Source organism: Ochrobactrum sp. Marseille-Q0166 (assembly GCF_014397025.1).
Taxonomy (GTDB): Bacteria; Pseudomonadota; Alphaproteobacteria; order Rhizobiales; family Rhizobiaceae; genus Brucella.
The window spans coordinates 47,442-72,077 of sequence record NZ_JACJUO010000001.1 but is presented as its reverse complement, the minus strand read 5'-3'; the positions used below and the strand labels follow the sequence as shown (position 1 = coordinate 72,077).

Below are 24,636 nucleotides of genomic sequence, written 5' to 3'. Positions count from 1 at the left end.
TTCGTGTTATGGCACAATCCGGTCGCGCTTGAGTTCTTCCTCGGTGCGGCCGGGACGGCTTTTGTAAACCGGCAGATTCCAGCCGAAATAAAGCGCACCGCCGCGCACGACAAAGGCGGTTAGTGCTGCAGCAATGCCAGCGAATATCGGGTCTAACCCGAAACGCTCCAGCACCACATAAAGACACGCTCCGGCAAGTGCCGCACTCACATAGATTTCTCGCCGCATCAGCACGGACGGTTCGCCCGCGACCATATCGCGCAAAATACCGCCAAGCGTTGCGGTGAAGATGCCAGTGACGATGGCAACCGATGGTCCGAAGCCGAGTGTCAGACCTTTGGCTGCACCTACGACCGTATAGGCGGACATGCCGACAGCATCAAACCAGAGCAGCAGCCGGTAGCGCGATTCAACAAGATGTGCGGTAAAGTAAACAAGCATTGCTGCTGACGTTCCTGCCAGCAGATAGAAAGGCTCAATAACCCAGAAGACTGGCGCACCCAGAAGCAGATCGCGAATAGTCCCCCCACCGATGCCTGTTATATTGGCAAGGAAGATGAAGCCGATAATATCGAGCTGACGGCGCGAGGCAGCAAGTGCGCCTGTCGCAGCGAAAACAAAAACGCCTGCAAAATTTGCAAAATCAAAGACCGTCACGCGCAGGCCTCCCGGCTTCTATTGAGCCTATACTTAAATTTGAGGAATAAACATAAAAAGAAAGAGCGGCGAGGCTGCTCGCCGCTCTTTCTCCGATGTTTGGAACCAAAGCATTTCCAGCAAAAGTGCGAAGCGGTTTTGCGTAGGATAATGCGTAAAAACAAAAAGATGGAATGGTTGCAACGACTCCGTTTAACCGGAGCTGCTCCAAGCGTCTTTTTATTCGGCATTCCCCTCAGGTGTAGTATCTGCTGCAACCTTCGGGCCACCCTTGGAAACACCGACCATCGCCGGGCGCAGCACACGATCACCAATCGCGTAGCCTGCCTGAACAACCTGAACGACGGTATTGTTTGGCAGCTCCGGATTAGGAACTTCAAACATCGCCTGATGGAAGTTCGGGTCGAACTTCTGACCTTCCGGATCAAGCTTCGTTACGCCGTGGCGTTCCAATGCCTGCAGCATCGCGCGCTCGGTCATTTCCACGCCTTCGGCGAGTGATTTCAGATTTGCGTCACTTTCCAGCGCATCTGCCGGAATCGCATCCTGTGCGCGGCGCAAATTGTCAGATACTGAAAGCATGTCACGGGCAAAGTTGGTGACTGCATAGGTGCGAGCGTCCTGTACATCACGCTGGGTGCGTTTGCGCAGGTTCTCCATTTCGGCAACCAGACGCAGCATCTGGTCTTTCAGTTCAGCATTGTCTGCTTCGAGCGCTGCAATGGTGTTGGCAGCAAGGTTCTCAGCATCAACCTCATCTTTTTCGACCTCAGCGCGGGCTTCAGCCTTGCGGCTTTTTAGAAAATCGTCGGCAGCACGCTTCAGCGCATCACGATCACGAGGATTGTTGATATCGCGCTGCTCAAGATCGGGGGTTTCAGGTGTGTTTTTTTCATCAGCCATTTTGTGTCTTCCGTCTTGAAATATGTTTAGGCCGGATATCGAGTTTCGCGGCGTTAAAATCAAGGTCTAATTTCCGGGCCTTGGTAAGTCTGACAACTTAACGCAGCAATCGCGATACGATTTGTGCCGTATAATCGACCATTGGCACGATACGCGCGTAATTAAGTCGGGTCGGGCCGATGACGCCAAGTGCACCAACCACCCGTTGTTCACTATCGCGATAGGGTGCCACCACTAACGATGAACCCGAAAGTGAAAATAATTTATTTTCGGAACCGATAAAGATGCGCACACCAGAACCCGATTCAGCCAGATCGAGCAGCTGGATCATACCATCCTTGGTTTCGAGGTCATCAAAAAGATGGCGCAGCCGCTCAATGTCGTCCTGTGCATGAATGTTCTCAAGCAGATTGGCACGACCGCGTACGATAAGCCGGGCAGGCTGATCCGAACCAGCACCACTCCAAACAGCAATGCCTTGCTCTACCAGTTCTTGTGAGAGTTGGTCGAGCTCCTGTCGTGTCTCTTGCGAAAGCTTTTCCAACTCAGATTTTGCTTCAGACAGGGTGTATCCATGAATATGCGCATTGAGAAAGTTTGATGCTTCGACCAATTGCGACGTCGAAATTCCGACCGGCAGATTGATAACGCGGTTTTCAACATCCCCGTTCTGCATCACGAGAACGGCCAGAGCGCGAGTAGGCTCCAAACGCACGAATTCAATATGTTTGAGCGCGCCCTCGGTCTTTGTGGCAAGCACAAGGCCTGCACCGCGCGACAAGCCAGAGAGAACCTGGCTGGCTTCTGTCAGAACGCTTTCGACCGAATTGTTCATGCCAGCTGAACGCACCTGTGCTTCAATGGAAGAGCGTTCATCAGGGCGCAGATCACCCACTTCCATGAAAGCATCGACAAAGAAACGCAGGCCAATCTGTGTCGGCAGGCGTCCGGCAGAAATATGCGGAGCATAAATGAGGCCGAGTTGCTCCAGATCGCTCATCACATTACGGATCGTGGCGGGCGAAAGACTGTGCGGCAGCAGGCGCGAGAGGTTGCGGGAGCCGACCGGATCGCCATCATTGAGGTAGCTGTCAACGATCAGTCGGAAAATATCGCGTGACCGCTGGTCAAGCGAATTAAGCAATTGATGTTCCGGCGACTTGATCATGGTCTCAATGCGAACCCTTGAATTTACAGACTATAAATATAAGCGAGCAACCCAACGCGTCAAAGGCTTTGCGCTCATAATGACACTTCTCTCAACATCTCTCTTGAAGGATCATGCGAAATTCCTTTCCATTCGAGCGCGACAAGCCTAAAAAGCCGCAACGAAAAACGAATTGAGGAAATACGATGCGTCCATCCAAGCGCGCTGCTGATGAAATGCGTGCCGTCTCTTTTGAGCGCGGCGTCTCCAAACACGCCGAAGGTTCGTGCCTTGTGAAGTTTGGTGACACCCATGTTCTTTGCACGGCAAGCTTAGAGGAAAAGGTGCCGGGCTGGATGCGCAATTCCGGCAAAGGCTGGGTCACCGCAGAATATGGCATGCTGCCACGCTCCACCGGCGATCGTATGCGCCGTGAAGCAGCGGCTGGCAAGCAGGGTGGTCGCACGCAGGAAATTCAGCGTCTGATTGGCCGTTCATTGCGCGCTGTCGTTGATCTTCAGGCATTGGGCGAATATCAGATCACGGTTGACTGCGACGTCATTCAGGCTGACGGTGGCACGCGTACGGCTTCTATCACTGGCGGTTTCATTGCGCTGCATGATTGCCTGCGTTGGATGGAAGCACGCCAGATGATCCGCATTGAAAAAGTGCTCAAAGACCATATCGCGGCCATTTCCTGCGGTATCTATGAAGGCCAGCCTGTGCTTGATCTCGATTATGCTGAAGATTCGGCTGCTGAAACCGACAGCAATTTCGTGATGACCGGCAAGGGCGGCATTGTAGAAATTCAGGGCACGGCTGAAGGAACACCATTCTCTGAAGAAGAGTTTGCAGCCCTCATGAAACTTGCTCGCAACGGTATTAATCAGCTCGTCGAGTTGCAGAAAGCAGCTCTTGCCTGATAGTTAGGGCCTTCTTTTATTCACGAGAGGGCCGAAGCTGTGCAAGCATCCCGCATTCTTGAAACCGCGCTCTATGTCCGTGATGTTGCCGAAGCGATTGAATTTTATCGCGACATTATCGGGCTTGAGCCGGTGGGCAAGGTGAGTGAACGAAATGCATTCTTCCACTGTGGCGACGGAATCTTGCTGTTGTTTAAAGCGGAAGAAACGCTGAAACCAGTGGCATCCGGATCGTTGCCGGTTCCATCACATGGAACGTCTGGTCCGGGGCACGTGTGTTTTGCGGCCACGCGTCATGAGATCGATGACTGGCGCAACCATCTCGAAAAGCACGATATTGCTATCGAGGCTGATTTCGAATGGCCCAATGGCGCGCGTTCGATTTATTTTCGCGATCCCTCCGGCAATTCGCTGGAATTCGCCGAGCCGAAACTTTGGAGCTAAAGCATGATCCCGAAAAGTGGGAAGCCAACTTCGGATAAGATCATGCGTAAAAAGGTAGAACTGAAATGAGAAACCTCGAAAAAGGCAAACTGATCGTCGCATCGCACAATGCTGGCAAATTGCGCGAATTCGACGGGCTGCTCGCCCCGTTTGGCTTTGAGGTCAGTTCTGTTGCAGCTCTCGGCCTGCCGGAGCCGGAAGAAACCGGCACGACATTTGAGCAGAACGCCTATATCAAAGCGCTCGCTGCGGCAAAGGGCACTGGTTTGCCGTCTCTGTCTGATGATTCCGGCCTGATGGTTGATGCGCTGGATGGCGATCCGGGCGTTTACACGGCTGACTGGGCAGAGACCAAAGACGGCACGCGCGATTTCAATATGGCGATGCGCAAGGTCGAAGATCTTCTGCAGGAAAAGGGTGCTCTCACGCCTGCCGAGCGCAAGGCGCGCTTTGTATCCGTAATCTGCCTTGCATGGCCCGATGGCGAAGCACAATATTATCGCGGCGAAGTGGAAGGCACGCTGATCTGGCCTCCGCGTGGCGATATCGGCTTCGGTTATGATCCGGTCTTCAAGCCGGATGGCTATGAAAAGACTTTTGGTGAAATGACTGCTGACGAGAAGCACGGCTGGACGCCGGGCGATGCGTCTGCGCTTTCGCATCGTGCGCGTGCCTTCAAGCTCTTTGCTGAAAAGGCGCTTGGTGTTGTTTCGGATACGCTCGGATGAACCATCATTTTTCTCCACCTGACGCTTCAGCGAATATTCTGCCGATTGCGCGTGCAGATGGAGAAACGGCGTTTGGCGTTTATCTGCACTGGCCGTTCTGTCTGGCAAAATGTCCTTATTGCGACTTCAACAGCCACGTGCGTCATCAGCCGGTTGATCAGCCGCGCTTTGCGGAAGCTTTCAACCGCGAGATGGACACATTGCGCGCCCGCACAGGCCCGCGCACCGTCACCAGCATCTTTTTGGGCGGCGGTACGCCGTCGCTGATGCAGCCCTCGACGGTTGGCAGTCTGCTTGATGGTATTGCGTCGCGCTGGACTGTCGCGCCCGATATTGAAGTGACACTGGAAGCCAATCCGACAAGCGTGGAGGCTGATCGTTTCCGTGGTTATCGTGCAGCGGGCGTCAATCGCGTCTCGCTTGGCATCCAGGCGCTGAACGATCCTGATCTGCGCCGTCTGGGTCGTATGCATTCGGTTGAAGAAGCCAAGGCGGCAATCCGGCTTGCGCGTGAAATTTTCCCGCGTCTGTCGTTCGATCTCATCTACGCGCGTCCCAATCAGACCATTGAAGCCTGGCGCGAAGAGCTGAAAGAAGCCATCGGTCTTGCCGCCGATCATCTCTCCCTGTACCAGCTGACGATTGAAGAAGGCACGCAATTCTATAATCTCTGGAAGGCGGGCAAGCTCACCACACCGGACCCGGATCACGCTGCCGCTCTTTATGAAGAGACGCAAAAGATCACAGCGGAGCATGGTCTTCCGGCCTATGAGATTTCAAACCATGCCGTGCCGGGGCGAGAATCGCAACACAATCTGGTTTACTGGCGCTATGGACAATATGTCGGGATTGGTCCCGGCGCACATGGACGTTTTGTCGAAAACGGCCTGCGCACGGTCACTATGACCGAGAAGCATCCTGAAACATGGCTGGAAAAAGTGGCAACCCATGGCCACGGTATTGTCGAGGAAGAGCATCTCGACGGTGAACCGCAGGGCGACGAGTTTCTGATGATGGGATTGCGGTTGCGCGAAGGCATTGATCTTGCGCGTTATCAGCGTTTGACGGGCCACGATATCGATCGCAAGCGCCTTGAAAGGCTGGTCGCATCGGGCATGATCGAAAAAATGGATGGAAGCTTCATCCGTGCAACGCCAGATGGCGCGCTGGTGCTTGATGCGCTGGTGGCTGATCTGGCGGCTTAGCGCATGTCGCGGGAAAGTGGGAACCGGTTTCCCGATAACGACATGCGGCAATAAGGACAGGTAATGAGTGAATTTTTGGACGAACAGAAACGCGAATTTGTTGTCGGTGGCACCGCCCAGCGTGCACGTCCGATCGAACCTGCGCTCTATATCGTCTCGACCCCGATTGGCAATCTCGGCGACATGACACTGCGCGGGCTGGAAGTGCTTGCGAGTGCCGACATTGTGGCCTGTGAAGATACGCGTGTGACGCGCGTTTTGCTGGATCGTTATGGCATTTCGCGCCGTCCGATCAGCTATCATGAGCATAATGCTGCCGAGGCAGGCGCAAAGCTGATCACCGCCCTTGAAAGCGGAAAGAGCGTGGCGTTGGTGTCTGATGCGGGCACACCGCTTGTGTCCGATCCGGGCTTTCGTCTTGTTGGCGAGGCCCGTGAGGCAGGCATTCGTGTGGTGCCAGTGCCCGGGGCGTCTGCGCTTCTTGCGGCGCTCGCTGCTTCCGGACTTCCGACTGATGCTTTCATGTTTTGCGGCTTTCTGCCGGTCAAGCATGGTCAGAAGACTGCAAAGCTCGAAAGCCTCAAGAATATCGAAGCAACGCTTGTATTCTATGAATCGCCCAACCGCACGGCGACAACGCTGGCCGATATGGCTGAGGTTTTTGGCGATGGGCGTGAAGCAGCCCTTTGCCGTGAGCTGACCAAAGCCTATGAAACCATCGTAACGGCGACGCTCGGTGAGTTGAAACAGCAATTTGATGGCGAAGATCGTATTCGCGGTGAAGTCGTGTTGCTGGTTGGTCCGCCAACAGGGGAAGCCGGTCCGCAGAGCGAAGAGGATATCGACAAGCTGTTGCTGTCATTATCGCAGGAATTGCCGCCATCAAAAGCTGCAGGCGAGGCCGCCAAGATGACTGGCGGGCAGAAATCAGTGCTATATCAGCGCTTGATGCAGTTGAAGGCGCAGGGCTGATGAGCAGCGAGTTTCGCGAGAAAAAGCGTATGGCTTTCTTTCGCGGACACAGTGCCGAGCGTCTTGCCGCTTTTGCGCTCATGCTCAAAGGCTTTCGCATCGTGGCACGCCGGTATCGCACGCGGCTTGGTGAAATTGATCTGATCGCGCGGCGCGGAAATCTTGTTCTTATTGTTGAAGTCAAAGCAAGGACAAGCGTTGAAGCAGCGCAGCTTGCTGTCACGCCGCAGGCCATGCGCCGGATTGAGGCAGCTGCCGATATGTGGCTGCAACGGCAAAAGGATTACGCGAAACTGTCTCTGCGTTTTGACCTCGTGGCTGTGTTGCCACGTCGCTGGCCAAAGCATGTGCCAGCATTTTTCACTTCTGGAAATTACCGCTAGCCACGCATCGGCCCAAAAATCGGAATCGATTTTTGGAAAGCTCGATGCGCATTTTTAGTGTTTGAGCGTCCTTTGTGCGTCCAATAGGACGCACGGCGCTCAAATAATAATCCTACAAAAATTATGGGATATAATTTGCAGATTTTAGGAATTAAAATCCTCAAAATCTGTTTTTTGAGAAAAAGTGATGCTCCGCGTGATTTGCGCACGCAAGCCCGTTTCTTATAAAATTTCGCCAGTCCGGGGATAATGCCAGCAGTCTTCAAAAGGATACTGCTGTGGCTCTTTCGTCTCAACGACTTCTGGCTGATTTTCCCGCCTTCTTCCGTGTTTCGGAAGAGGTGGTGGTTATTGTCGGCGGTGGCGAGGAAGCACTCAACAAAGCACGGCTCGTGGCCCAGACCTCCGCTCGTTTGCGCATCATTGCGCGAGAACTCGAACCAGCCTTGGCGAGCTTCATCGAAAGCCATAGCGCCCAACATATTTCGCAATCTTTCAGCGCCGATCTTCTCGAAGGCGCGAAGCTGGTTTTTGTTGCCACGGGTGATGAAGATCAGGATCGTGTGATCGCAGCATCGGCCAAAGCGCAGAAAATTCCGGTCAATGTTGTCGACCGTCCTGCACTCTGCGATTTCCTGACCCCTGCCATCGTCAACCGCGCACCAATTGCAATTGCCATTGGCACCGAAGGTTCGGCCCCGGTTCTGGCGCAGATGGTGCGGGCGCGCATTGATGCGGCCTTCTCGCCCCGCCTTGGTGAGCTTGCACATTATGCCGAAAGCTGGCGTCCGATGGTCGAAAAGCTTTTGCCAAAAGGCTTGGCACGCCGCAGCTTCTGGCGTGGGTTTTTCTCCGGATCCGTAGCGCGTGCTGTTGAAAATGGAAATCGCGAAGCAGCATACAAAGCTGCAAATGAATTAATCGAGCAAAGAGAACATGCTGCGGGTTATGTCTGGTTGGTTGGTGCTGGTCCGGGTGCAGAAGACCTTCTGACCCTGCGCGCGCATCGCGTTCTGATGGAAGCCGACGTTATCGTGCATGACGCGCTCGTGCCGGAAGGCGTGATTGCCATGGGTCGTCGTGATGCCGAGCGTCTTTCGGTTGGCAAGCGCAAGGGTTGCCATTCCAAGAGCCAGAGCGAGATCAATGATCTGCTGGTGAAGCTCGGTCGCGAAGGCAAGCGTGTAGTGCGTCTCAAAGCAGGCGATCCGCTGGTGTTTGGCCGTGCGGGCGAAGAAATGGCGGCCTTGCGTTCAGCCGGCATCGGCTTTGAGATCGTGCCGGGCATAACGTCTGCTTTCGCAGCCGCCGCCGATATGGAACTGCCGCTGACTTTGCGTGGTGTTGCTTCCTCGCTGGTGTTTACGACGGGCCACGACATGGCAGGCGATGTGCTGCCGGGCTGGGCCAAGCTTGCCGTCTCCGGGGCAACAATTGCCGTTTATATGGGAGCAACGGTTGCGGCCTCGGTCGCAAGCCGTCTGATCTCTGCCGGTCTGCATGAAGATACGGCTGTCGCGGTTGTTGAGAATGCGAGCCGCAAGGATAAGCGGCTGTTCCATGGAACATTGAAAGATCTGCCGTCTCTGGAAGAGCGCAAAGAGCTCTTGGGTCCGGTGATGGTTATCATCGGCGATGCTGTTGCAGGCGCTGCTATCGATAAAGCTGAAGCACTGGCTCGAAAGCCTGTGTCCGTTGCTGCTTAATCAGGGATTGGGAAAATGGCTGTAAAAGTTCTTACCGCAAACCGGCTCATCGATGGACAGGCTGTGTGGCTTGGCGCTGACGGATCATGGCAGGAAACCATTGATGGTGCGCTTGTTGCCCGCCACGCGGAAGCGGTAGTCGCGCTTGAGGAAGCGGGCAAGGTTGCTGCGAAAGCCAATCTGGTTGTCGACGTGAATGTCATCGATGTCGAAGAGCGTGACGAAGGGCTATATCCCATTCGGTTGCGCGAACGCATTCGATTGTCCGGACCGACCATCATTACGCTTGGTCAATCAATTTTGAAGCAGGCCTCCTGATCTGAATATCGGAAGTAAATATGTATCGTTATGATGAATTTGACCGCGATTTTGTTGCGGCCCGCGTTGCACAGTTCAAGGATCAGGTTGGGCGTCGCCTTGCTGGCGAATTGACGGAAGACCAGTTCAAGCCGCTGCGGTTGATGAACGGTCTCTATCTGCAATTACATGCCTATATGCTGCGTGTTGCGATCCCCTACGGCACATTGTCGAGCCGCCAGTTGCGCAAGCTTGGCTCCATTGCGCGTGATTATGATCGGGGTTTTGCCCATTTCACGACGCGTCAGAACATTCAATACAACTGGCCAGCGCTGAAAGATGTGCCGCAAATTCTCGAAGAGCTCGCCGAAGTCGAAATGCACGCAATCCAGACTTCCGGCAATTGCATTCGTAATGTGACCGCTGATCATTTTGCGGGTGCTGCCGCCGACGAAGTTGCCGATCCTCGCCCCTTTGCAGAAATTCTGCGTCAGTGGTCGTCGCTGCATCCGGAATTTTCCTATCTGCCGCGCAAGTTCAAGATTGCGATTGTCGGCTCCGAGCATGATCGTGCGGCCATTCAGGTGCATGACATCGGTTTGCAGCTTAAGAAGAATGAAGCGGGTGAACTCGGCCTTGCCGTCTATATTGGCGGCGGGCAGGGGCGCACGCCGATGGTTGCCAAGAAAATCCGCGATTTTCTGCCTGTCGAAGATATGCTGACCTATGTGACAGCTATCGTCCGCGTCTATAATCTCTATGGACGTCGCGATAACAAATATAAGGCGCGCATCAAGATCCTCGTGCATGAAACCGGTGTGGACGCGCTGGTGAAAGAAATTGATGCCGAGTGGGAACAGATCCGTTACGGTGATCTGAAACTGCCGCAGCGCGATATCGATGCTATCGAAAGCTATTTCCGGATGCCGGATCTGCCGCAGCGTCCCGAAGGCTGGGAAATTTTGGCTGTAACGCAAAAATCCGACGCTGATTTTGCGGCATGGACCAAGCGCAATGTTACGCCACACAAGAACCCGGATTATGCCGTTGTCACGATTTCGCTAAAACCCATCGGCGGGATTCCGGGCGACGCTAGCGCGGAGCAGATGGAACTGGTGGCAGATATCGCCGAGACTTATTCTTTCGATGAAATCCGCGTCAGCCATGAGCAGAATCTGGTTCTGCCGCATGTGGCCAAGGCCGATCTTCCGGCGGTTTATGATCTGTTGCAATCGGATGGTCTGGTGACGGCAAATGCCGGTCTGATTACCGATATCATTGCGTGCCCGGGCCTCGATTATTGCGCGCTTGCCAATGCGCGGTCGATCCCGGTTGCGCAACGCATTTCAGAACGCTTTGGCGACCAGCAGCGCCAGCTTGAAATTGGTGATCTCAAGATCAAGATTTCCGGTTGCATCAATGCCTGCGGCCATCATCATGTCGGCCATATCGGTATTCTTGGCGTTGAGAAGAAGGGTGAGGAACTCTATCAGATCACGCTTGGCGGCTCCGGCGATGAGCATACGTCGATTGGCGACATTACCGGACGCGGATTTTCATCCGAAGAAGTAGTCGATGCCATTGAAACCGTTGTCGATACCTATCTCGGTCTGCGCGAAAACAACGAAGAGACTTTCCTTGCTGCCTATCGAAGGGTCGGCATGGAGCCGTTCAAACGCGCGCTTTATGGAGAAGTGAGCCGTGCGGCCTGAAGCTGATCTCACTTCCGATCTAAGTGAAGACCAGAGGGTTGAGGCGCAAGCGCGTCTGCTCGAGGGAAGTCATGGCGCTTCCACCCCGCAGGAGGTGATTGCGCTGAGCACGCGCGAACTCTTTGATGGGCGCATCGCTGTCGTTTCATCGTTTGGCGCTGAATCGGCTGTGCTGCTGCACATGATTTCTGAGATCGATCCGGCAACGCCGGTTCTGTTTCTCGATACCGGCAAGCATTTCCGCGCAACGCTCGACTATCGGCATGATCTCGTGGATCGACTGGGTCTTCTCGATGTGCAGGATATTCTGCCGCTTGAGGAAAACGTGAAAGCCGATGATCCGTTCGGCGCTTTGTCTATGACCGATAAGGACCGCTGTTGCTTCATTCGCAAGGTGGAACCGATGGCGCGCGCGGTCGCCCCCTATCGTGCATGGATGACGGGCCGGAAGCAGTTTCAGGCCTCGACCCGCAATGCTTTGCCGGTTTTTGAATCAGTTGGCCCGCGTATTCGCATCAACCCGCTTGCCCATATGAGTGCGGACGATTTGCGCTCCTATGCGAAAACACATGATCTTCCTGTGCATCCACTGACAGAGCAGGGATACCGGTCAATCGGCTGTATGCCCTGCACGCGTCCGGTCAGCGATGATGAGGATCAGCGTGCCGGACGTTGGGCAGGATCGGAAAAGACCGAATGCGGCATCCATTTGTCCGGCCTTGCTGATAGCCTAAAGCGCATCCCGAAAACTGTGTAGCGGCTTTCGGGTAAGATGCGCGTGAAAGAAAGTAATCTAGGAGCTTTGGACCAGAAATGAGTGAGACAACACCTGAAACGAAGCTCTGGTCTGAGCAAGGCTTTCGAGAAGATGAATATATTTTTGCCGATGATCTGGAAAGTGCAGGCGATGCGCCGGCAATTATCATTCCTCTCGCCGTCTGGCTTGGGATTGATGCAGAACTGCGTCGTTCTTCCAATCGTCGCATCGGTGTGTCTGTGGCCTCGGGTGAGAAGATTGAGCCATTGCTTGATCATCTCGCAGGCTTGCCGGTGATTGCCCTGCAATTTCCAGCCTTCAACGATGGGCGTTCCTATTCAAAGGCAGAAATACTGCGTCGCGCAGGTTTTGCGGGTGAATTGCGTGCAACGGGCGACGTGTTGATCGATCAGGCAGCACTTATGCTGCGCACCGGTTTTGACAGCCTTCAGGTTACCAACAAGGTGGCGCAAAGCCGCCTTGGTGAGCAGCGACTTGTCGATACGCCCGGCTATTATCAGCCCGGTCGCGGTTCGGTGCCGCAGGAGGGTGGATTCGCCTGGCGGCGCGTTAAATCGCAGGCATAAGCGTTTTGTGGTTTTGCTTGTCGACTAGATGGGGTAGATACGCCGCATCGATTTTTGGAGACGAGACGTGATCCGCCACATTGTTTTCTTCAGCGTCAAGCCAGATCAGGATATTGATGTCGTCCGCAAGGGCCTAGAGCAGCTGGGTACCATTCCTTATTCCGATGTGTTTGAGGTTCTGCCGAATTCCAAGGTCGATCCGATGGGCAACGCGATTGATCTCGTTGTCTATGCCGAGTTCAAGGATGAAGAAGCGCTTTTCGCTTATAAAAACCATCCGACATACGATGCGGCTACCCAATATGTTCGCCCGATGCGTGAACTGCGTTTTTCTGCCGATGTCGTAACCAACAAAGGCTGATTATTCAGTCCAATGGAGCGGCCTGCAATGGCAGGCCACCGAATAAATCCGGCTCAGATGATGTTCTGGCACGTTCGATGTTGAGCAAACGCAGCTTGGTTGCTGTGCCTCCCGCAGCCGAAAAACCGCCTACCTTGCCATTCGAGCCTAAAACCCGATGGCAGGGGACAATGATCGGAAATGGATTTTTGCCAAGCGCATAGCCCACTGCCTGCGAAAGAGTGACATCTCCAAGCCTGCGTGCGATTGCGCCATAGGTGATGGTCTCACCCGCCTTCAGCTCGAGAAGGATTTCATAGACTTTTCGGTGGAGTTCCGGCACCTCATCAAGCGCCAGCGGCGTTTGCAAGAAATCAGGACTTCCGCCCTCAAGCAGTAGGCAAACCTTGTCTATCGCTTCACTGACATAGGTGGGTGGGGTCGATGCTCCTGTGTCCGAAAAGCGTGACTGAAGCCGATAACGCGTTTCTTTCTCATCAGCATCGCCAATCTCGACGCCGATAATTTTGCCGCCTTGCCAGGCGATGCCACACTGGCCGATAGGCGTGTCGAATATGTTGATACCGGTCGAATCCATGAGGAGTAATATAGCATAATTCGCAACAATTGCTGCGGATGGTGTTGCGAAATGGTTGAAGAACGCAGCAAATAGTGATTGTGTGGAAACAACCGCCATGAGCGCGACCAACAGTCATGTCTTCAAATGGCCAAATGATTGAAAGATATCTTCCGGTGCGTGTTTGATGTGATCGGAACGAGGAAATTTAGATGGACGATTACGAACGCTATGCCACAGGGCTGATGATCGTTTTTGGTGCGCTGATCGTCGGTGCACTGATGGCGGCCAATCTTTACCATGGTGACAAACCCGGTTTTCTTTTCGCACTGGGTGCGGCGGTGGTTGGCTGGTTTTCTGCTTTTGCCGTGCTTTTCGACAAGCCTCGCGTCTATGGTGTGATGATCGCTGTAGCCATCGGTCTGGTCGCAGCTTCGATCGGTGCTTTCGTAACCTGATTTTCGTGGCATATACTTATGCAAAAGCCCCGGATTACCGGGGCTTTTTTGTTTAAATATAAGGTGAATAGCACTGGCGGCGCGGGCCATAATTGGGCTGGAATGTATTGTCATAAGCCCGATATGACCGATAGCGATTATAGCACCAGCGCACATGCGCATTGCCGCCGCCGCGATAGACTGGTGCCGGGCGATAGCGCGGTGGGTGATGACGGTAGCGTGGCGGTGGAGGTCCCCAATTCCGGTAATGCGGCCTGTATCCATCCCGATAATGCGGGTGATGGTCACGCCATCCACGGCGCTCTCCACGATAATCGTAATATTGAACATTCTCGACCGGAGCCTGTGCACCTGGGCTGACAGCTGGGGCGATAAGTGTTGTTGGTTGGGCAGCATTTGCGCCTGCGGTGAAGGCAGGCACGCCTATGCCTAGCGATAGACACGCTGCGAAAAAGGAAGATGCAAATCTCTTCATCGGGGTCTCCCTAATATAGTGGCTTTCTTATCAACGTCCCTGAAGTGATTTTGATCCTGCATTGTGGCGGGTAGGTGGCTCACAAAACTCACTTTTTCTTCAAGCTGGCAACAGTTCGGTGAAGGCGTGAGCAACAATCGGCAATGCTTCATCAGAATTGACATAAAGATATGTTTATGTCATTAAACGGCTCTTGTGCGCTACGCGTTCGCGGAGAGCGATCGCCGTACGCTCAATAAAGCAATCTGCGCATCGCGTTTTTAGAAAATCTTTTGCGGATTTCGGGCGGTGCTGCAGCGATGAAGCGTATTGGAGTGCATCCCGAAAAGTGTAAAACGGTTTTCGGAACAAGATGTGCGTTGAACAAATAGATAGAGCATTTCTAACGACCTAAAATAAGCTGGAAATGCTCTATAATACAGGCGGTAATCCCCTATGACGTCTTCCCTCGATAATCTTTTTGGTTCAACGGCAGCCAAGCCAGACGGTTCGGAAGTGCTCGCAGCACTCACCAAAGCCGCAAGTGAGCGCATTCTGATTCTCGACGGGGCCATGGGTACGCAGATTCAGGGCTTGGGCTTTCACGAAGAGCATTTTCGCGGCGAGCGTTTCGGTGCGTGCGATTGCCAGCTTCAGGGCAACAACGACTTGCTGACGCTCACTCAGCCAAAGGCGATTGAAGAAATTCACTATGCCTATGCAATCGCTGGCGCTGATATTCTCGAAACCAACACATTCTCTTCGACCACCATCGCGCAGGCCGATTACGGCATGGAAGATGCGGTCTATGAGCTGAACCGTGATGGCGCGCGCCTGGCCCGCCGCGCGGCAATCCGTGCGCAGCAGAAAGATGGTCGCCGTCGCTTTGTTGCAGGTGCACTCGGACCAACAAACCGTACCGCTTCGCTGTCGCCGGATGTCAACAATCCCGGTTATCGTGCCGTCACCTTCGATGATCTGCGCGTTGCCTATGCCGACCAGATCCGTGGGCTGATCGATGGTGGATCCGACATTATTCTCATTGAAACGATCTTCGATACGCTGAACGCCAAGGCCGCTGTCTTTGCGGCCGAAGAAGTGTTCATTGAGAAGGGCGTGCATCTGCCGGTGATGATTTCCGGCACGATCACCGACCTTTCGGGCCGTACGCTTTCCGGTCAGACGCCCACGGCGTTCTGGTATTCGCTGCGCCATGCCAAGCCTTTCACCATCGGGCTTAATTGCGCGCTCGGTGCCAATGCAATGCGCGAACATCTCGCGGAAATCGCTGGCATTGCCGATACATTTGTCTGCGCCTATCCGAATGCTGGCCTGCCAAACGAGTTCGGCCAGTATGACGAAAGCCCGGAAGCCATGGCCGCGCAAATCGAGGACTTCGCCCGTGAAGGCCTCGTCAATGTGGTGGGTGGCTGCTGTGGTTCGACGCCGGAACATATCCGTGCAATAGCCGCTGCTGTTGCCAAGCATCCACCGCGCAAGCCGGTAAAGGTGCCGCCGCTGATGCGTCTGTCGGGCCTTGAGCCTTTCACGCTGACCAAGGATATTCCTTTCGTCAATGTCGGCGAGCGTACCAACGTTACAGGCTCTGCCCGTTTCCGTAAGCTGATCAAGGCCGGCGATTATTCGACAGCGCTTGATGTGGCGCGTGATCAGGTGGAAAACGGCGCGCAGATCATCGACATCAACATGGATGAAGGTCTGATCGACAGCCAGAAGATCATGGTTGAATATCTCAACCTGATCGCGGCAGAGCCGGATATCGCGCGCGTTCCGGTAATGATCGACAGCTCCAAGTGGGACGTGATCGAAGCTGGCCTGAAATGTGTGCAGGGCAAGCCGATTGTCAACTCGATCTCTCTGAAGGAAGGCGAAGAAGCCTTCCTGCATCATGCGCGTCTGGTGCGCGCTTACGGTGCGGCGGTTGTCATCATGGCATTTGACGAAACCGGACAGGCCGACACGGAAGAGCGCAAGGTCGAAATCTGTACCCGCGCTTACAAGATCCTGACCGAGCAGGTTGGCTTCCCGCCGGAAGACATCATCTTCGATCCGAACGTTTTTGCGGTCGCAACCGGCATTGACGAGCATAATAATTACGGCGTCGATTTCATCGAAGCCACGCGCAAGATCACCGAAACACTGCCGCACGTTCATATTTCGGGCGGGGTATCAAACCTGTCTTTCTCGTTCCGCGGCAATGAGCCGGTGCGCGAAGCAATGCACGCCGTGTTCCTCTATCATGCCATTCAGGTCGGCATGGATATGGGCATCGTCAATGCCGGGCAGCTCGCGGTTTATGACACGATTGACCCAGAACTGCGCGAAGCCTGCGAAGATGTGGTGCTGAACCGTCGCGATGATGCGACCGAGCGGTTGCTTGAAATCGCCGAGCGTTTTCGTGACAGTGGCACCAAGGAGGCCAAGGCTCAGGATTTGAGCTGGCGCGAATGGCCGGTTGAGAAACGTCTTGAACATGCGCTGGTCAACGGCATTACCGAATATATCGAAGCCGATACGGAAGAAGCCCGTCAAGCGGCTGCGCGTCCGTTGCACGTCATCGAAGGCCCGCTGATGGCTGGGATGAATGTGGTTGGCGATCTGTTTGGCTCGGGCAAGATGTTCCTGCCGCAGGTGGTCAAATCTGCGCGTGTGATGAAGCAGGCTGTGGCTGTTCTTCTGCCTTATATGGAAGAAGAAAAGCGTCAGAACGGTGGCGAAGGTCGCCAGAGCGCCGGTAAGGTGCTGATGGCAACTGTGAAGGGCGACGTGCACGACATTGGCAAGAACATTGTCGGTGTGGTTCTCGCCTGCAACAATTACGAGATCATCGATCTTGGCGTGATGGTGCCGACGCAGAAAATTCTCGATACGGCTCGCGCTGAAAATGTCGATGTTATCGGCCTCTCCGGCCTCATCACCCCGTCGCTCGATGAGATGGTTCATGTGGCGGCTGAAATGGAGCGCGAAGGCTTCAACGTGCCGCTGCTTATCGGCGGGGCGACAACCAGCCGGGTGCATACTGCGGTAAAAATCCATCCGCGTTACGAGCAAGGGCAGGCGGTCTATGTGATTGATGCCAGCCGTGCGGTGGGCGTTGTTTCCAATCTGCTTTCACCTGAAAACAAGGCGGATTATGTTGCGGGTATTCGTGAGGAATATGCCAAGGTTGCGGCGGCCCACGCGCGCAATGAGGCGGAAAAGAAGCGTCTGCCGCTGGCTCGCGCACGCGAAAACGCCCACAAGCTCGACTGGGACAACTACACGCCGCCGAAGCCGACCTTCCTTGGCACCAGAACATTCGAGAACTACGATCTCGCAGAGATTGCGCGTTATATCGACTGGACGCCATTCTTCCAGACATGGGAGATGAAGGGACGCTATCCGGCGATTCTCGAAGATGAAAAGCAGGGTGAGGCGGCGCGTCAGCTTTGGGCGGATGCGCAGGCTATGCTCGCAAAGATCATTGACGAGAAGTGGTTTGCGCCGCGTGGCATAATCGGTTTCTGGCCTGCCAATACGGTGGGTGATGATATCCGTCTCTTTACCGATGAAAGCCGCAAGGAAGAACTCGCAACCTTCTTCACGCTGCGCCAGCAATTGTCGAAGCGTGATGGCCGCCCGAATGTCGCCATGTCCGATTTCGTGGCACCAGCCGATAGCGGCAAGCAGGATTATGTCGGTGGCTTCGTCGTCACGGCGGGTATTGAGGAAGTGGCAATTGCCGAACGTTTCGAGCGGGCCAATGACGATTACTCGTCCATTCTCGTGAAGGCACTGGCTGACCGCTTCGCTGAAGCCTTCGCCGAACTGATGCATCAGCGCGTTCGCAACGAGTTCTGGGGCTATGCGCCGGGTGAAGATCTGTCGAATGATGATCTGATCCACGAACGTTATGCGGGCATTCGTCCAGCGCCGGGCTATCCGGCGCAGCCTGACCACACCGAAAAGAAGACCTTGTTCGAGCTGCTGGATGCAACAGCGCAAACCGGCGTCGAACTCACAGAAAGCTATTCCATGTGGCCGGGTTCGTCGGTGTCGGGCCTTTATATCGGCCACCCGGAAAGTTATTACTTCGGCGTTGCGAAGGTTGAGCGTGATCAGGTCGAAGATTACGCGCACCGCAAGGGCATGAGCGTTGAGGAGGTGGAGCGCTGGCTTGGGCCGATCCTCAATTACATTCCCGGTCAGACGCCGGAGCCGGTTGAAGCTGCTGCATAAGTAAATATAAATAATATATTAAATAAGGATCTGCTCTGCAGGTCCTTATTTGTAATTACTAAATTTAGATAATACCTGTCATAAATATGTGTTTTATGTTATTATAGAAGTATGATATAATTATTAAGTGTAGATGGTCCGTGAAACATATGTTATATAATACAGGTGGCTCACGGTTTGGTGGTCTTTAAACAAAACACTCGGGTTCCGGCGCCATAGAATCCTAAAAATTTCTGTTTGTTTGTCTGGTCGTTTCATACGGCCAATGTTGTACCTGTTTGACCAAAATTTGAGTGCATCCCGAAAGGCGTGAAACGGCTTTCGGACAAAGATGCGTCTTAAATCAGATGATTAGAGCGCTGATCCAATTAGATCAAAATGCGCTCTAATCGAAATATCTGGTTCATCGAAACAATATTTAGGATTCCAGCTATGAAATGGGAAGATTTTTACGATACGCTTCAATCATCCGATAATGCAGAGATACTGTTCGAACAGATCAAGTCTTATGCGACGAAGCTGGGCTTTGCGTATGTGTCTTACGCTATGTGCGTGCCATCACTGGATAGTGTTTCGCGCTGGATTCGCTTTGAGACAACGCCCGCTGCCTGGCAAAAACAATATGCTGCCAAAAAATATGTCGAAATTGATCCCGTTGTGCGCAAGGGAATAAACAGTATCGAACCGCTAATATGGTCGCAAAGGCTTTTTGCCGAGACACCGCAAATATGGGGGGATGCACAGGAATTCGGGCTTCGCGTCGGCATTTCGCAGCCCTGCTGGGCAGCACAAGGCGTTTTTGGGATTCTTACATTTCTGCGAGAGAAGCCCACTCTTTCAGAAGGTGAAATATCGATGCTGCGCCGCCAGATGCAGATTGTGGCCAATCTTTTGCACCTCGCTATGTACGAACATCTTGATGTTCCAAGAATCAACTGTGTGTCTGAAGTTAACCTGACGGCACGGGAACGCGAAATTCTGCGCTGGACAAGCGAAGGCAAGACGGCGGAAATTATTGGGGCAATCCTCAGTATCTCGACCCGCACTGTTAACTTTCATATCAGCAATGTTCTCACCAAGCTCGTTGCCGTAAACAAGGTGCAGGCCGTCGCGAAGGCGCAAACTTTTGGCCTCCTATAGTGGTGGCTATGCCTTCGGCGGTTTGGACCGAAGGACAATTTACCCCTTCAATTTGAGTTTAATTCTACAATTTTAGTAGTATTTTCCGTGGCTTGAGCGAAAATACGGCTTTTCGATTTGGCGCAAGTTTCTTCCCCCATCGGGCTTAAATCAGGCACGTTTTGGCTTAACGCCTTCACAATACGCGATAGTATACTTTTCCTTTTGCCCTGCCTTTCATGACAATGCGCGTCATCGCAACCAGTTGAGCTGGCCTCCCGGAGTTATCGACGTGCATCATGCATCCCTGACTAAAAACCTGACGCATCTGCAGCGTCTGGAAGCAGAAGCAATTCATATTTTCCGCGAAGTTGCCGCGACCTTCGAAAATCCGGTCATGCTTTATTCGGTGGGCAAGGATTCATCCGTGATGCTGCATCTGGCGATGAAGGCGTTTTATCCGGCTCCTCCGCCATTTCCTTTCCTGCATGTGGATACAACCTGGAAGTTCCGCGAGATGATTGAATTTCGCGATGCACAGGCCCGCGAAAAGGGCTTTGAGTTGCTGGTTCATATCAATGAAGATGGTGTGCGCGATGGTGTTGGCCCATTCACGCACGGCTCGAACGTCCATACCCATATTATGAAGACGGTTGGCCTCCGGCAAGCGCTTGATAAATACAAGTTTGATGCCGCATTTGGCGGTGCGCGTCGCGATGAGGAAAAATCGCGCGCCAAGGAGCGCATTTTTTCATTCCGCAATGCGCAACACGGCTGGGACCCGAAGAACCAGCGTCCGGAAATGTGGAAGCTCTATAATACCCGTGTTTCCGCTGGTGAATCGATCCGAGTCTTCCCGCTTTCCAACTGGACCGAACTCGACATCTGGCAGTATATCCTGCAGGAAAATATCCCGATTGTGCCACTATATTTTGCAGCTCCCCGTCCGGTTGTCGAGCGCGATGGCATGTTGATCAAAGTCGATGATGACCGCATGACGCTTCGCGCTGGTGAAAAGGTGGAAGAACGACTGGTGCGCTTCCGCACACTTGGCTGCTATCCGCTGACCGGTGCCATTGAATCAAACGCCACCAATCTCTCCGATATTGTCGAGGAAATGCTGATCGCCCGCACCTCCGAGCGTCAGGGCCGCGCCATTGATCGCGATGAGGCTGGTTCCATGGAAAAGAAGAAGCGTGAGGGCTATTTCTGATGAACGCTATATTGAAGCCCTCTGTCACCAGTGCAACTGTAAGCGATTTTCTCGCCGATCAGGAACGCAAGACGATGCTCCGCTTTCTCACTTGCGGTTCGGTGGATGATGGCAAGTCCACGCTGATCGGGCGGCTCCTCTATGACACCAAGCTGATCTTTGAAGATCAGCTGGCGACGCTGAAAAATGACAGCCGCAAATTCGGCACCACCGACGACGATTTTGACTTCGCGCTGCTGGTCGACGGTCTCGAAGCCGAACGCGAGCAGGGTATCACCATTGATGTGGCCTACCGCTTTTTTTCAACTCCGCGCCGCAAGTTCATCGTGGCCGACACGCCGGGCCATGCGCAATATACGCGCAATATGGCGACGGGCGCTTCAACGGCCGATCTTGCGGTCGTGCTCATCGATGCGCGGCAGGGCGTATTGACACAGACGCGCCGTCACAGCTTCATCGCTTCGCTTCTGGGCATCCGGCACATTGTTGTTGCCGTCAACAAGATCGATCTTGTTGATTTTTCGAAAAGCACATTTGACCGCATTGTTGCTGATTATATGAGTTTCGCCAAAGATCTTGGCTTTGCCAGCATACAGGCAATCCCGCTTTCGGCACGCTTCGGCGATAATGTCAGTAGTCGTTCATCGCGTATCGGCTGGTATGAAGGGCCGTATCTGCTTGAACACCTGGAAACCGTGCGTCTGGATGCGGATGCGCTTGGCAAGCCGTTCCGCTTCCCGGTGCAATATGTGAACCGGCCAAATCTCGATTTCCGCGGCTTTTCCGGCACCGTTGCGTCTGGATCGATTGCTGAAGGCGATACCGTCGTGGTTGCAAAGTCAGGCAAGCAATCGAAGGTTAAACGCATCGTCACCTATGATGGTGACCTGGCTCGTGCCACCGAAGGGCAGGCGGTTACGCTGGTTCTTGAAGACGAGATCGAAGTCTCTCGTGGCAACATACTGGTGGGTGCAGAAGCGCGCCCGGAAGTGGCAGATCGTTTCAGCGCTCATATCGTCTGGTTTGGCGAAGAAGCTTTGCAGCCGGGGCGCTCCTATCTGCTGCGCACCGAAACCGATCAGACGCCGGTGACGATCAGCGACATCAAATACCGCACCGACGTCAATACGTTTGCGCGGGAAGAAGCGACACGGCTCGACCTCAATGAAGTGGGTCTCTGCCATCTTCAAACAGCCGATCAGATTGTATTCGATCCCTATTCGGACAACCGCGTGACGGGCGCATTCGTGCTGATCGATCGCCTCACCAACGCAACGGTGGGCGCAGGTATGATCGACAGCGCCTTGCGTCAGGCGACAAATGTGCATTTGCAGGCTTTCGATCTCGATAAGCAGGCACGTGCAGCACAGAAGTTCCAGAAACCGGCTGTGCTTTGGTTCACAGGCCTCTCCGCCTCGGGCAAATCCACTATCGCCAACCGGCTTGAACAGCGGCTTCATGCGCTGGGCAAACACACCTATCTGCTGGATGGCGATAATGTCCGCCATGGCCTTAACAACGATCTTGGCTTCTCCGATGAGGATCGGGCTGAGAATATCCGCCGTGTTGGCGAGGTGGCGGGTCTCATGGCCGATGCCGGGTTGATTACGCTGGTGTCGTTCATTTCGCCGTTTCGTTCCGAGCGGGACCGTGTGCGGTCGCGTCTGCCGGACGGTGAATTCATCGAAATATTCGTCGATACACCGATTGAAGAATGCATGGCGCGTGACCCGAAGGGGCTTTATGCGCAGGCACTACGCGGCGAAATCAAGGCTTTCACTGGCATAGACTCGCCCTACGAAGCACCGCTTTCGCCGGAGCTGCATCTTCACACCGCAGGTCGCGACATTGACGAACTGGTTGCGGAAGTGGAAAAGTATCTGGCCGAGCGCGGTGTTATCGGCAGCTACGGCAGTGATTCCTGGTCAATTTGAGAAATGACAACAGCAGCCTTCCCTAAAGCCGATCCAGACGACAAAGCTTTGCTCGCCATCCTTGAGGATGCAGCCCTTGAGGCTGGTAGTGTCATTATCAAACATTACACCGATGGTTGTGCTGTTCATTCGAAAGAGGATCAGTCGCCAGTAACCGACGCGGATCAGGCAGCAGAAGCGATCATCCTTTCTGCCCTCGCGTCTTTCGCACCGGACATTCCGGTAGTGGCGGAAGAAGAAGCCGCAGCAGGCCGTCTGCCGGCTCATCTGGGGCGGAAGTTTTTTCTGATCGATCCGCTTGACGGTACGCGCGAGTTTCTGCTGCGAAATGGCGATTTCACGGTAAATATCGCGCTTATTGAAGATGGAGTGCCGGTGCTGGGCCTTGTCTATGCCCCGGTGCGCAATGTGCTTTATGTGGGGGGGCGCCAAGGCGCGCAGGAAGTGGCGACATCTGCCGACCATCACATCATAAGCAGGCGGTCGATTGCCGCTCGCATTGCGCCGCCTGAGAAGGTGGTGGTGTGCAGCCGCTCACACATCACACCCGAGACCGAACAATTTCTCAAAAACAATCAGATCGGCGAATGCGTTTCTGTCGGATCGTCGCTTAAATTCTGCATGATCGCACGCGGCGAAGCCGATCTTTACCCACGCTTCGGCCCGACGATGGAGTGGGATACGGCGGCTGGTGACGCTGTTCTGCGTGCAGCTGGTGGCATGACGACGACTCTCGACGGAAAGCCTATGATCTACGGCATGCGTTCTGACGGAAGCGTGAAAGGCTTTGCCAACCCGGATTTCGTGGCTTTCGGGGCGGGGGAAGCGCCTGTTTTCGTATAGATAAGCCAGCTAAACAGGTGATCCTGTAAAATAGCTGAAAAAAAGCAGAATGTTCCCCTTGCGGGTTCAAAAGAGCGGCGCTATAAGCCGCTCACACCGGGACGACAGAGTCTTGGTTTTATGGTTACGGAGCGTAGCGCAGCCTGGTAGCGCACCTGATTTGGGATCAGGGGGTCGGAGGTTCGAATCCTCTCGCTCCGACCATTTTCTCCAGAAAAATAATCAGATAGACTTGTCGAAAACTGACATGTGCATAAATGCACCGTCATATTCAGCGATTTCGACTAGTCGTCGTCGATTGAGAATTTCGACCTTGTAATTTTTGAACATCACCAGCCCGTCCTCGCGCAGTTCTCGGATCATGCGATTGAGATGAATGGGCGTAAGACCCAACGCATCCGCCAACTGGTACTGGGTGAGAGGGCAGTAGAATGAGTCCGGCTCGCCCATTCCACAGGATTTAACCCGATCGGACAATTCAAGCAAAAAGTGCGCCGTTCGAACAAATGCACTGCGGCAGCCGACATTGGTTAAATGCTCAATAAGCATTGATCTTTGCCGCGATAGCATTTCGATGAAAAGCAGTCCCAGCCGCGGCATTTGTTTTATTGTCTGCTCAAGCGACGCCAGCGGTATTTCATATACTGACATCGGCGTGATAGTGGTGATTGTGTTGTAGCTATAACCGTCAGCCGTTCTCAAGCCAACGAAATCGCATCGCATTGGGAAATCGATGACCTGGCGCTCGCCGCTGGAAAGATCGCGATAGACACATCCCCAGCCTGAGCGAACAAGATGGATGCTGCGGATTGATGCACCTTGATCAATGATGATGGTATCTGCGGGGTAGCTGGTCTCGGAAATGGCAAGAGTTCGCATGGCCTCTTTTTCGTGCGAGTCCAGCCTGGCAAGAATTGGAGCTGATTCCAACAATTTAACCAAGCCGTCGATCAAAAAAGCGGTGATATGCTGGTTCCCGCTATGCATTTTCTGCCTATGCTCAACGAAAGTTATAAATTTAAAACTTTCGTTCCCGAA

At 53.8% G+C, this 24,636-nt stretch carries 24 protein-coding genes and 1 tRNA gene; 19 read left to right on the top strand and 6 right to left on the bottom strand.

Annotated elements, in window-relative coordinates; all coding sequences use genetic code 11:
- Positions 1-6: 6 nt before the first annotated feature.
- The 3 genes from H5024_RS00340 to hrcA form a co-directional block, all read right to left on the bottom strand.
- Positions 7-657: a trimeric intracellular cation channel family protein gene (locus H5024_RS00340; protein ID WP_187543459.1), complete on the bottom strand. Its 651-nt coding sequence runs from the start codon at positions 655-657 to the stop codon at positions 7-9.
- A 219-nt stretch (positions 658-876) separates the two neighbouring features.
- Complete coding sequence (gene grpE, locus H5024_RS00335; RefSeq protein WP_187543458.1) at positions 877-1,560, bottom strand: nucleotide exchange factor GrpE; 684 nt, start codon at positions 1,558-1,560, stop codon at positions 877-879.
- A gap of 97 nt (positions 1,561-1,657) precedes the next feature.
- Positions 1,658-2,728 (bottom strand): heat-inducible transcriptional repressor HrcA, encoded by a 1,071-nt coding sequence (gene hrcA / locus H5024_RS00330; protein ID WP_187543457.1) that lies wholly within the window; start codon positions 2,726-2,728, stop codon positions 1,658-1,660.
- A gap of 185 nt (positions 2,729-2,913) precedes the next feature.
- On the opposite strand from hrcA, the gene rph reads away from it, so the two are divergent.
- From rph to H5024_RS00270, 12 genes are all read left to right on the top strand, one after another.
- Positions 2,914-3,630, top strand: a complete 717-nt coding sequence (rph, locus tag H5024_RS00325; RefSeq protein WP_187543456.1) for a ribonuclease PH — start codon at positions 2,914-2,916, stop codon at positions 3,628-3,630.
- Positions 3,631-3,669: 39 nt separating this feature from the next.
- The gene (locus H5024_RS00320; protein WP_187543455.1) at positions 3,670-4,074 is read left to right on the top strand and encodes a VOC family protein; all 405 of its coding nucleotides are present in this window, start codon (positions 3,670-3,672) and stop codon (positions 4,072-4,074) included.
- A gap of 65 nt (positions 4,075-4,139) precedes the next feature.
- A complete protein-coding gene (gene rdgB / locus H5024_RS00315) occupies positions 4,140-4,802 on the top strand; it encodes an RdgB/HAM1 family non-canonical purine NTP pyrophosphatase (protein WP_187543454.1) in 663 nt (220 codons plus the stop codon).
- Complete coding sequence (gene hemW, locus H5024_RS00310) at positions 4,799-6,007, top strand: radical SAM family heme chaperone HemW (protein ID WP_187543453.1); 1,209 nt, start codon at positions 4,799-4,801, stop codon at positions 6,005-6,007. Before rdgB ends, hemW begins: the two co-directional genes overlap by 4 nt.
- 63 nt (positions 6,008-6,070) lie before the next feature.
- Positions 6,071-6,979 (top strand): 16S rRNA (cytidine(1402)-2'-O)-methyltransferase, encoded by a 909-nt coding sequence (gene rsmI / locus H5024_RS00305; RefSeq protein ID WP_187543452.1) that lies wholly within the window; start codon positions 6,071-6,073, stop codon positions 6,977-6,979.
- The gene (locus tag H5024_RS00300; RefSeq protein WP_187543451.1) at positions 6,979-7,362 is read left to right on the top strand and encodes a YraN family protein; all 384 of its coding nucleotides are present in this window, start codon (positions 6,979-6,981) and stop codon (positions 7,360-7,362) included. The genes rsmI and H5024_RS00300 overlap by 1 nt, the downstream gene beginning before the upstream one ends.
- Before the next feature lie 278 nt (positions 7,363-7,640).
- A complete protein-coding gene (cysG, locus tag H5024_RS00295; protein WP_187543450.1) occupies positions 7,641-9,068 on the top strand; it encodes a siroheme synthase CysG in 1,428 nt (475 codons plus the stop codon).
- A 15-nt stretch (positions 9,069-9,083) separates the two neighbouring features.
- Positions 9,084-9,386, top strand: a complete 303-nt coding sequence (locus tag H5024_RS00290; protein ID WP_187543449.1) for a DUF2849 domain-containing protein — start codon at positions 9,084-9,086, stop codon at positions 9,384-9,386.
- Positions 9,387-9,406: 20 nt separating this feature from the next.
- Positions 9,407-11,077 carry a nitrite/sulfite reductase gene (locus tag H5024_RS00285; RefSeq protein WP_187543448.1) on the top strand — a complete coding sequence of 557 codons (1,671 nt, stop codon included), beginning with the start codon at positions 9,407-9,409 and terminating at the stop codon, positions 11,075-11,077.
- On the top strand, positions 11,067-11,834 hold the full coding sequence (locus tag H5024_RS00280; RefSeq protein WP_187543447.1) for a phosphoadenylyl-sulfate reductase: 768 nt from the start codon (positions 11,067-11,069) through the stop codon (positions 11,832-11,834). The genes H5024_RS00285 and H5024_RS00280 overlap by 11 nt, the downstream gene beginning before the upstream one ends.
- 56 nt (positions 11,835-11,890) lie before the next feature.
- Positions 11,891-12,421 carry a DUF934 domain-containing protein gene (locus H5024_RS00275; RefSeq protein ID WP_187543446.1) on the top strand — a complete coding sequence of 177 codons (531 nt, stop codon included), beginning with the start codon at positions 11,891-11,893 and terminating at the stop codon, positions 12,419-12,421.
- Between the two features lie 67 nt (positions 12,422-12,488).
- Positions 12,489-12,782, top strand: a complete 294-nt coding sequence (locus H5024_RS00270) for a Dabb family protein (RefSeq protein ID WP_187543445.1) — start codon at positions 12,489-12,491, stop codon at positions 12,780-12,782.
- 4 nt (positions 12,783-12,786) lie between these two features.
- Here the strand turns inward: H5024_RS00270 and H5024_RS00265 are convergent, their stop codons facing one another.
- Complete coding sequence (locus H5024_RS00265) at positions 12,787-13,359, bottom strand: methylated-DNA--[protein]-cysteine S-methyltransferase (RefSeq protein WP_187546461.1); 573 nt, start codon at positions 13,357-13,359, stop codon at positions 12,787-12,789.
- Between the two features lie 191 nt (positions 13,360-13,550).
- Here H5024_RS00265 and H5024_RS00260 point away from each other — a divergent pair, with 191 nt between their 5' ends.
- Positions 13,551-13,796 carry a hypothetical protein gene (locus H5024_RS00260; protein WP_007873334.1) on the top strand — a complete coding sequence of 82 codons (246 nt, stop codon included), beginning with the start codon at positions 13,551-13,553 and terminating at the stop codon, positions 13,794-13,796.
- A gap of 52 nt (positions 13,797-13,848) precedes the next feature.
- On the opposite strand, the gene H5024_RS00255 is transcribed toward H5024_RS00260, so the two are convergent.
- The gene (locus tag H5024_RS00255; RefSeq protein ID WP_187543444.1) at positions 13,849-14,271 is read right to left on the bottom strand and encodes a BA14K family protein; all 423 of its coding nucleotides are present in this window, start codon (positions 14,269-14,271) and stop codon (positions 13,849-13,851) included.
- A gap of 435 nt (positions 14,272-14,706) precedes the next feature.
- On the opposite strand from H5024_RS00255, the gene metH reads away from it, so the two are divergent.
- The 6 genes from metH (at position 14,707) to H5024_RS00225 (ending at position 23,802) form a co-directional block, all read left to right on the top strand.
- A complete protein-coding gene (metH, locus tag H5024_RS00250) occupies positions 14,707-18,489 on the top strand; it encodes a methionine synthase (protein WP_187543443.1) in 3,783 nt (1,260 codons plus the stop codon).
- Positions 18,490-18,921: 432 nt separating this feature from the next.
- Complete coding sequence (locus tag H5024_RS00245; RefSeq protein ID WP_187543442.1) at positions 18,922-19,629, top strand: LuxR family transcriptional regulator; 708 nt, start codon at positions 18,922-18,924, stop codon at positions 19,627-19,629.
- 271 nt (positions 19,630-19,900) lie between these two features.
- Entirely contained in the window at positions 19,901-20,821 is a 921-nt protein-coding gene (gene cysD, locus H5024_RS00240) for a sulfate adenylyltransferase subunit CysD (RefSeq protein ID WP_187543441.1), read from the top strand.
- A complete protein-coding gene (cysN, locus tag H5024_RS00235; RefSeq protein WP_187543440.1) occupies positions 20,821-22,755 on the top strand; it encodes a sulfate adenylyltransferase subunit CysN in 1,935 nt (644 codons plus the stop codon). The genes cysD and cysN overlap by 1 nt, the downstream gene beginning before the upstream one ends.
- A 3-nt stretch (positions 22,756-22,758) precedes the next feature.
- Positions 22,759-23,598 (top strand): 3'(2'),5'-bisphosphate nucleotidase CysQ, encoded by an 840-nt coding sequence (gene cysQ / locus H5024_RS00230; protein ID WP_187543439.1) that lies wholly within the window; start codon positions 22,759-22,761, stop codon positions 23,596-23,598.
- Between the two features lie 127 nt (positions 23,599-23,725).
- Positions 23,726-23,802: transfer RNA gene (locus tag H5024_RS00225), tRNA-Pro, on the top strand.
- 18 nt (positions 23,803-23,820) lie between these two features.
- Here H5024_RS00225 and H5024_RS00220 read toward each other — a convergent pair.
- Complete coding sequence (locus H5024_RS00220; RefSeq protein WP_187543438.1) at positions 23,821-24,585, bottom strand: Crp/Fnr family transcriptional regulator; 765 nt, start codon at positions 24,583-24,585, stop codon at positions 23,821-23,823.
- Positions 24,586-24,636: the final 51 nt, after the last annotated feature.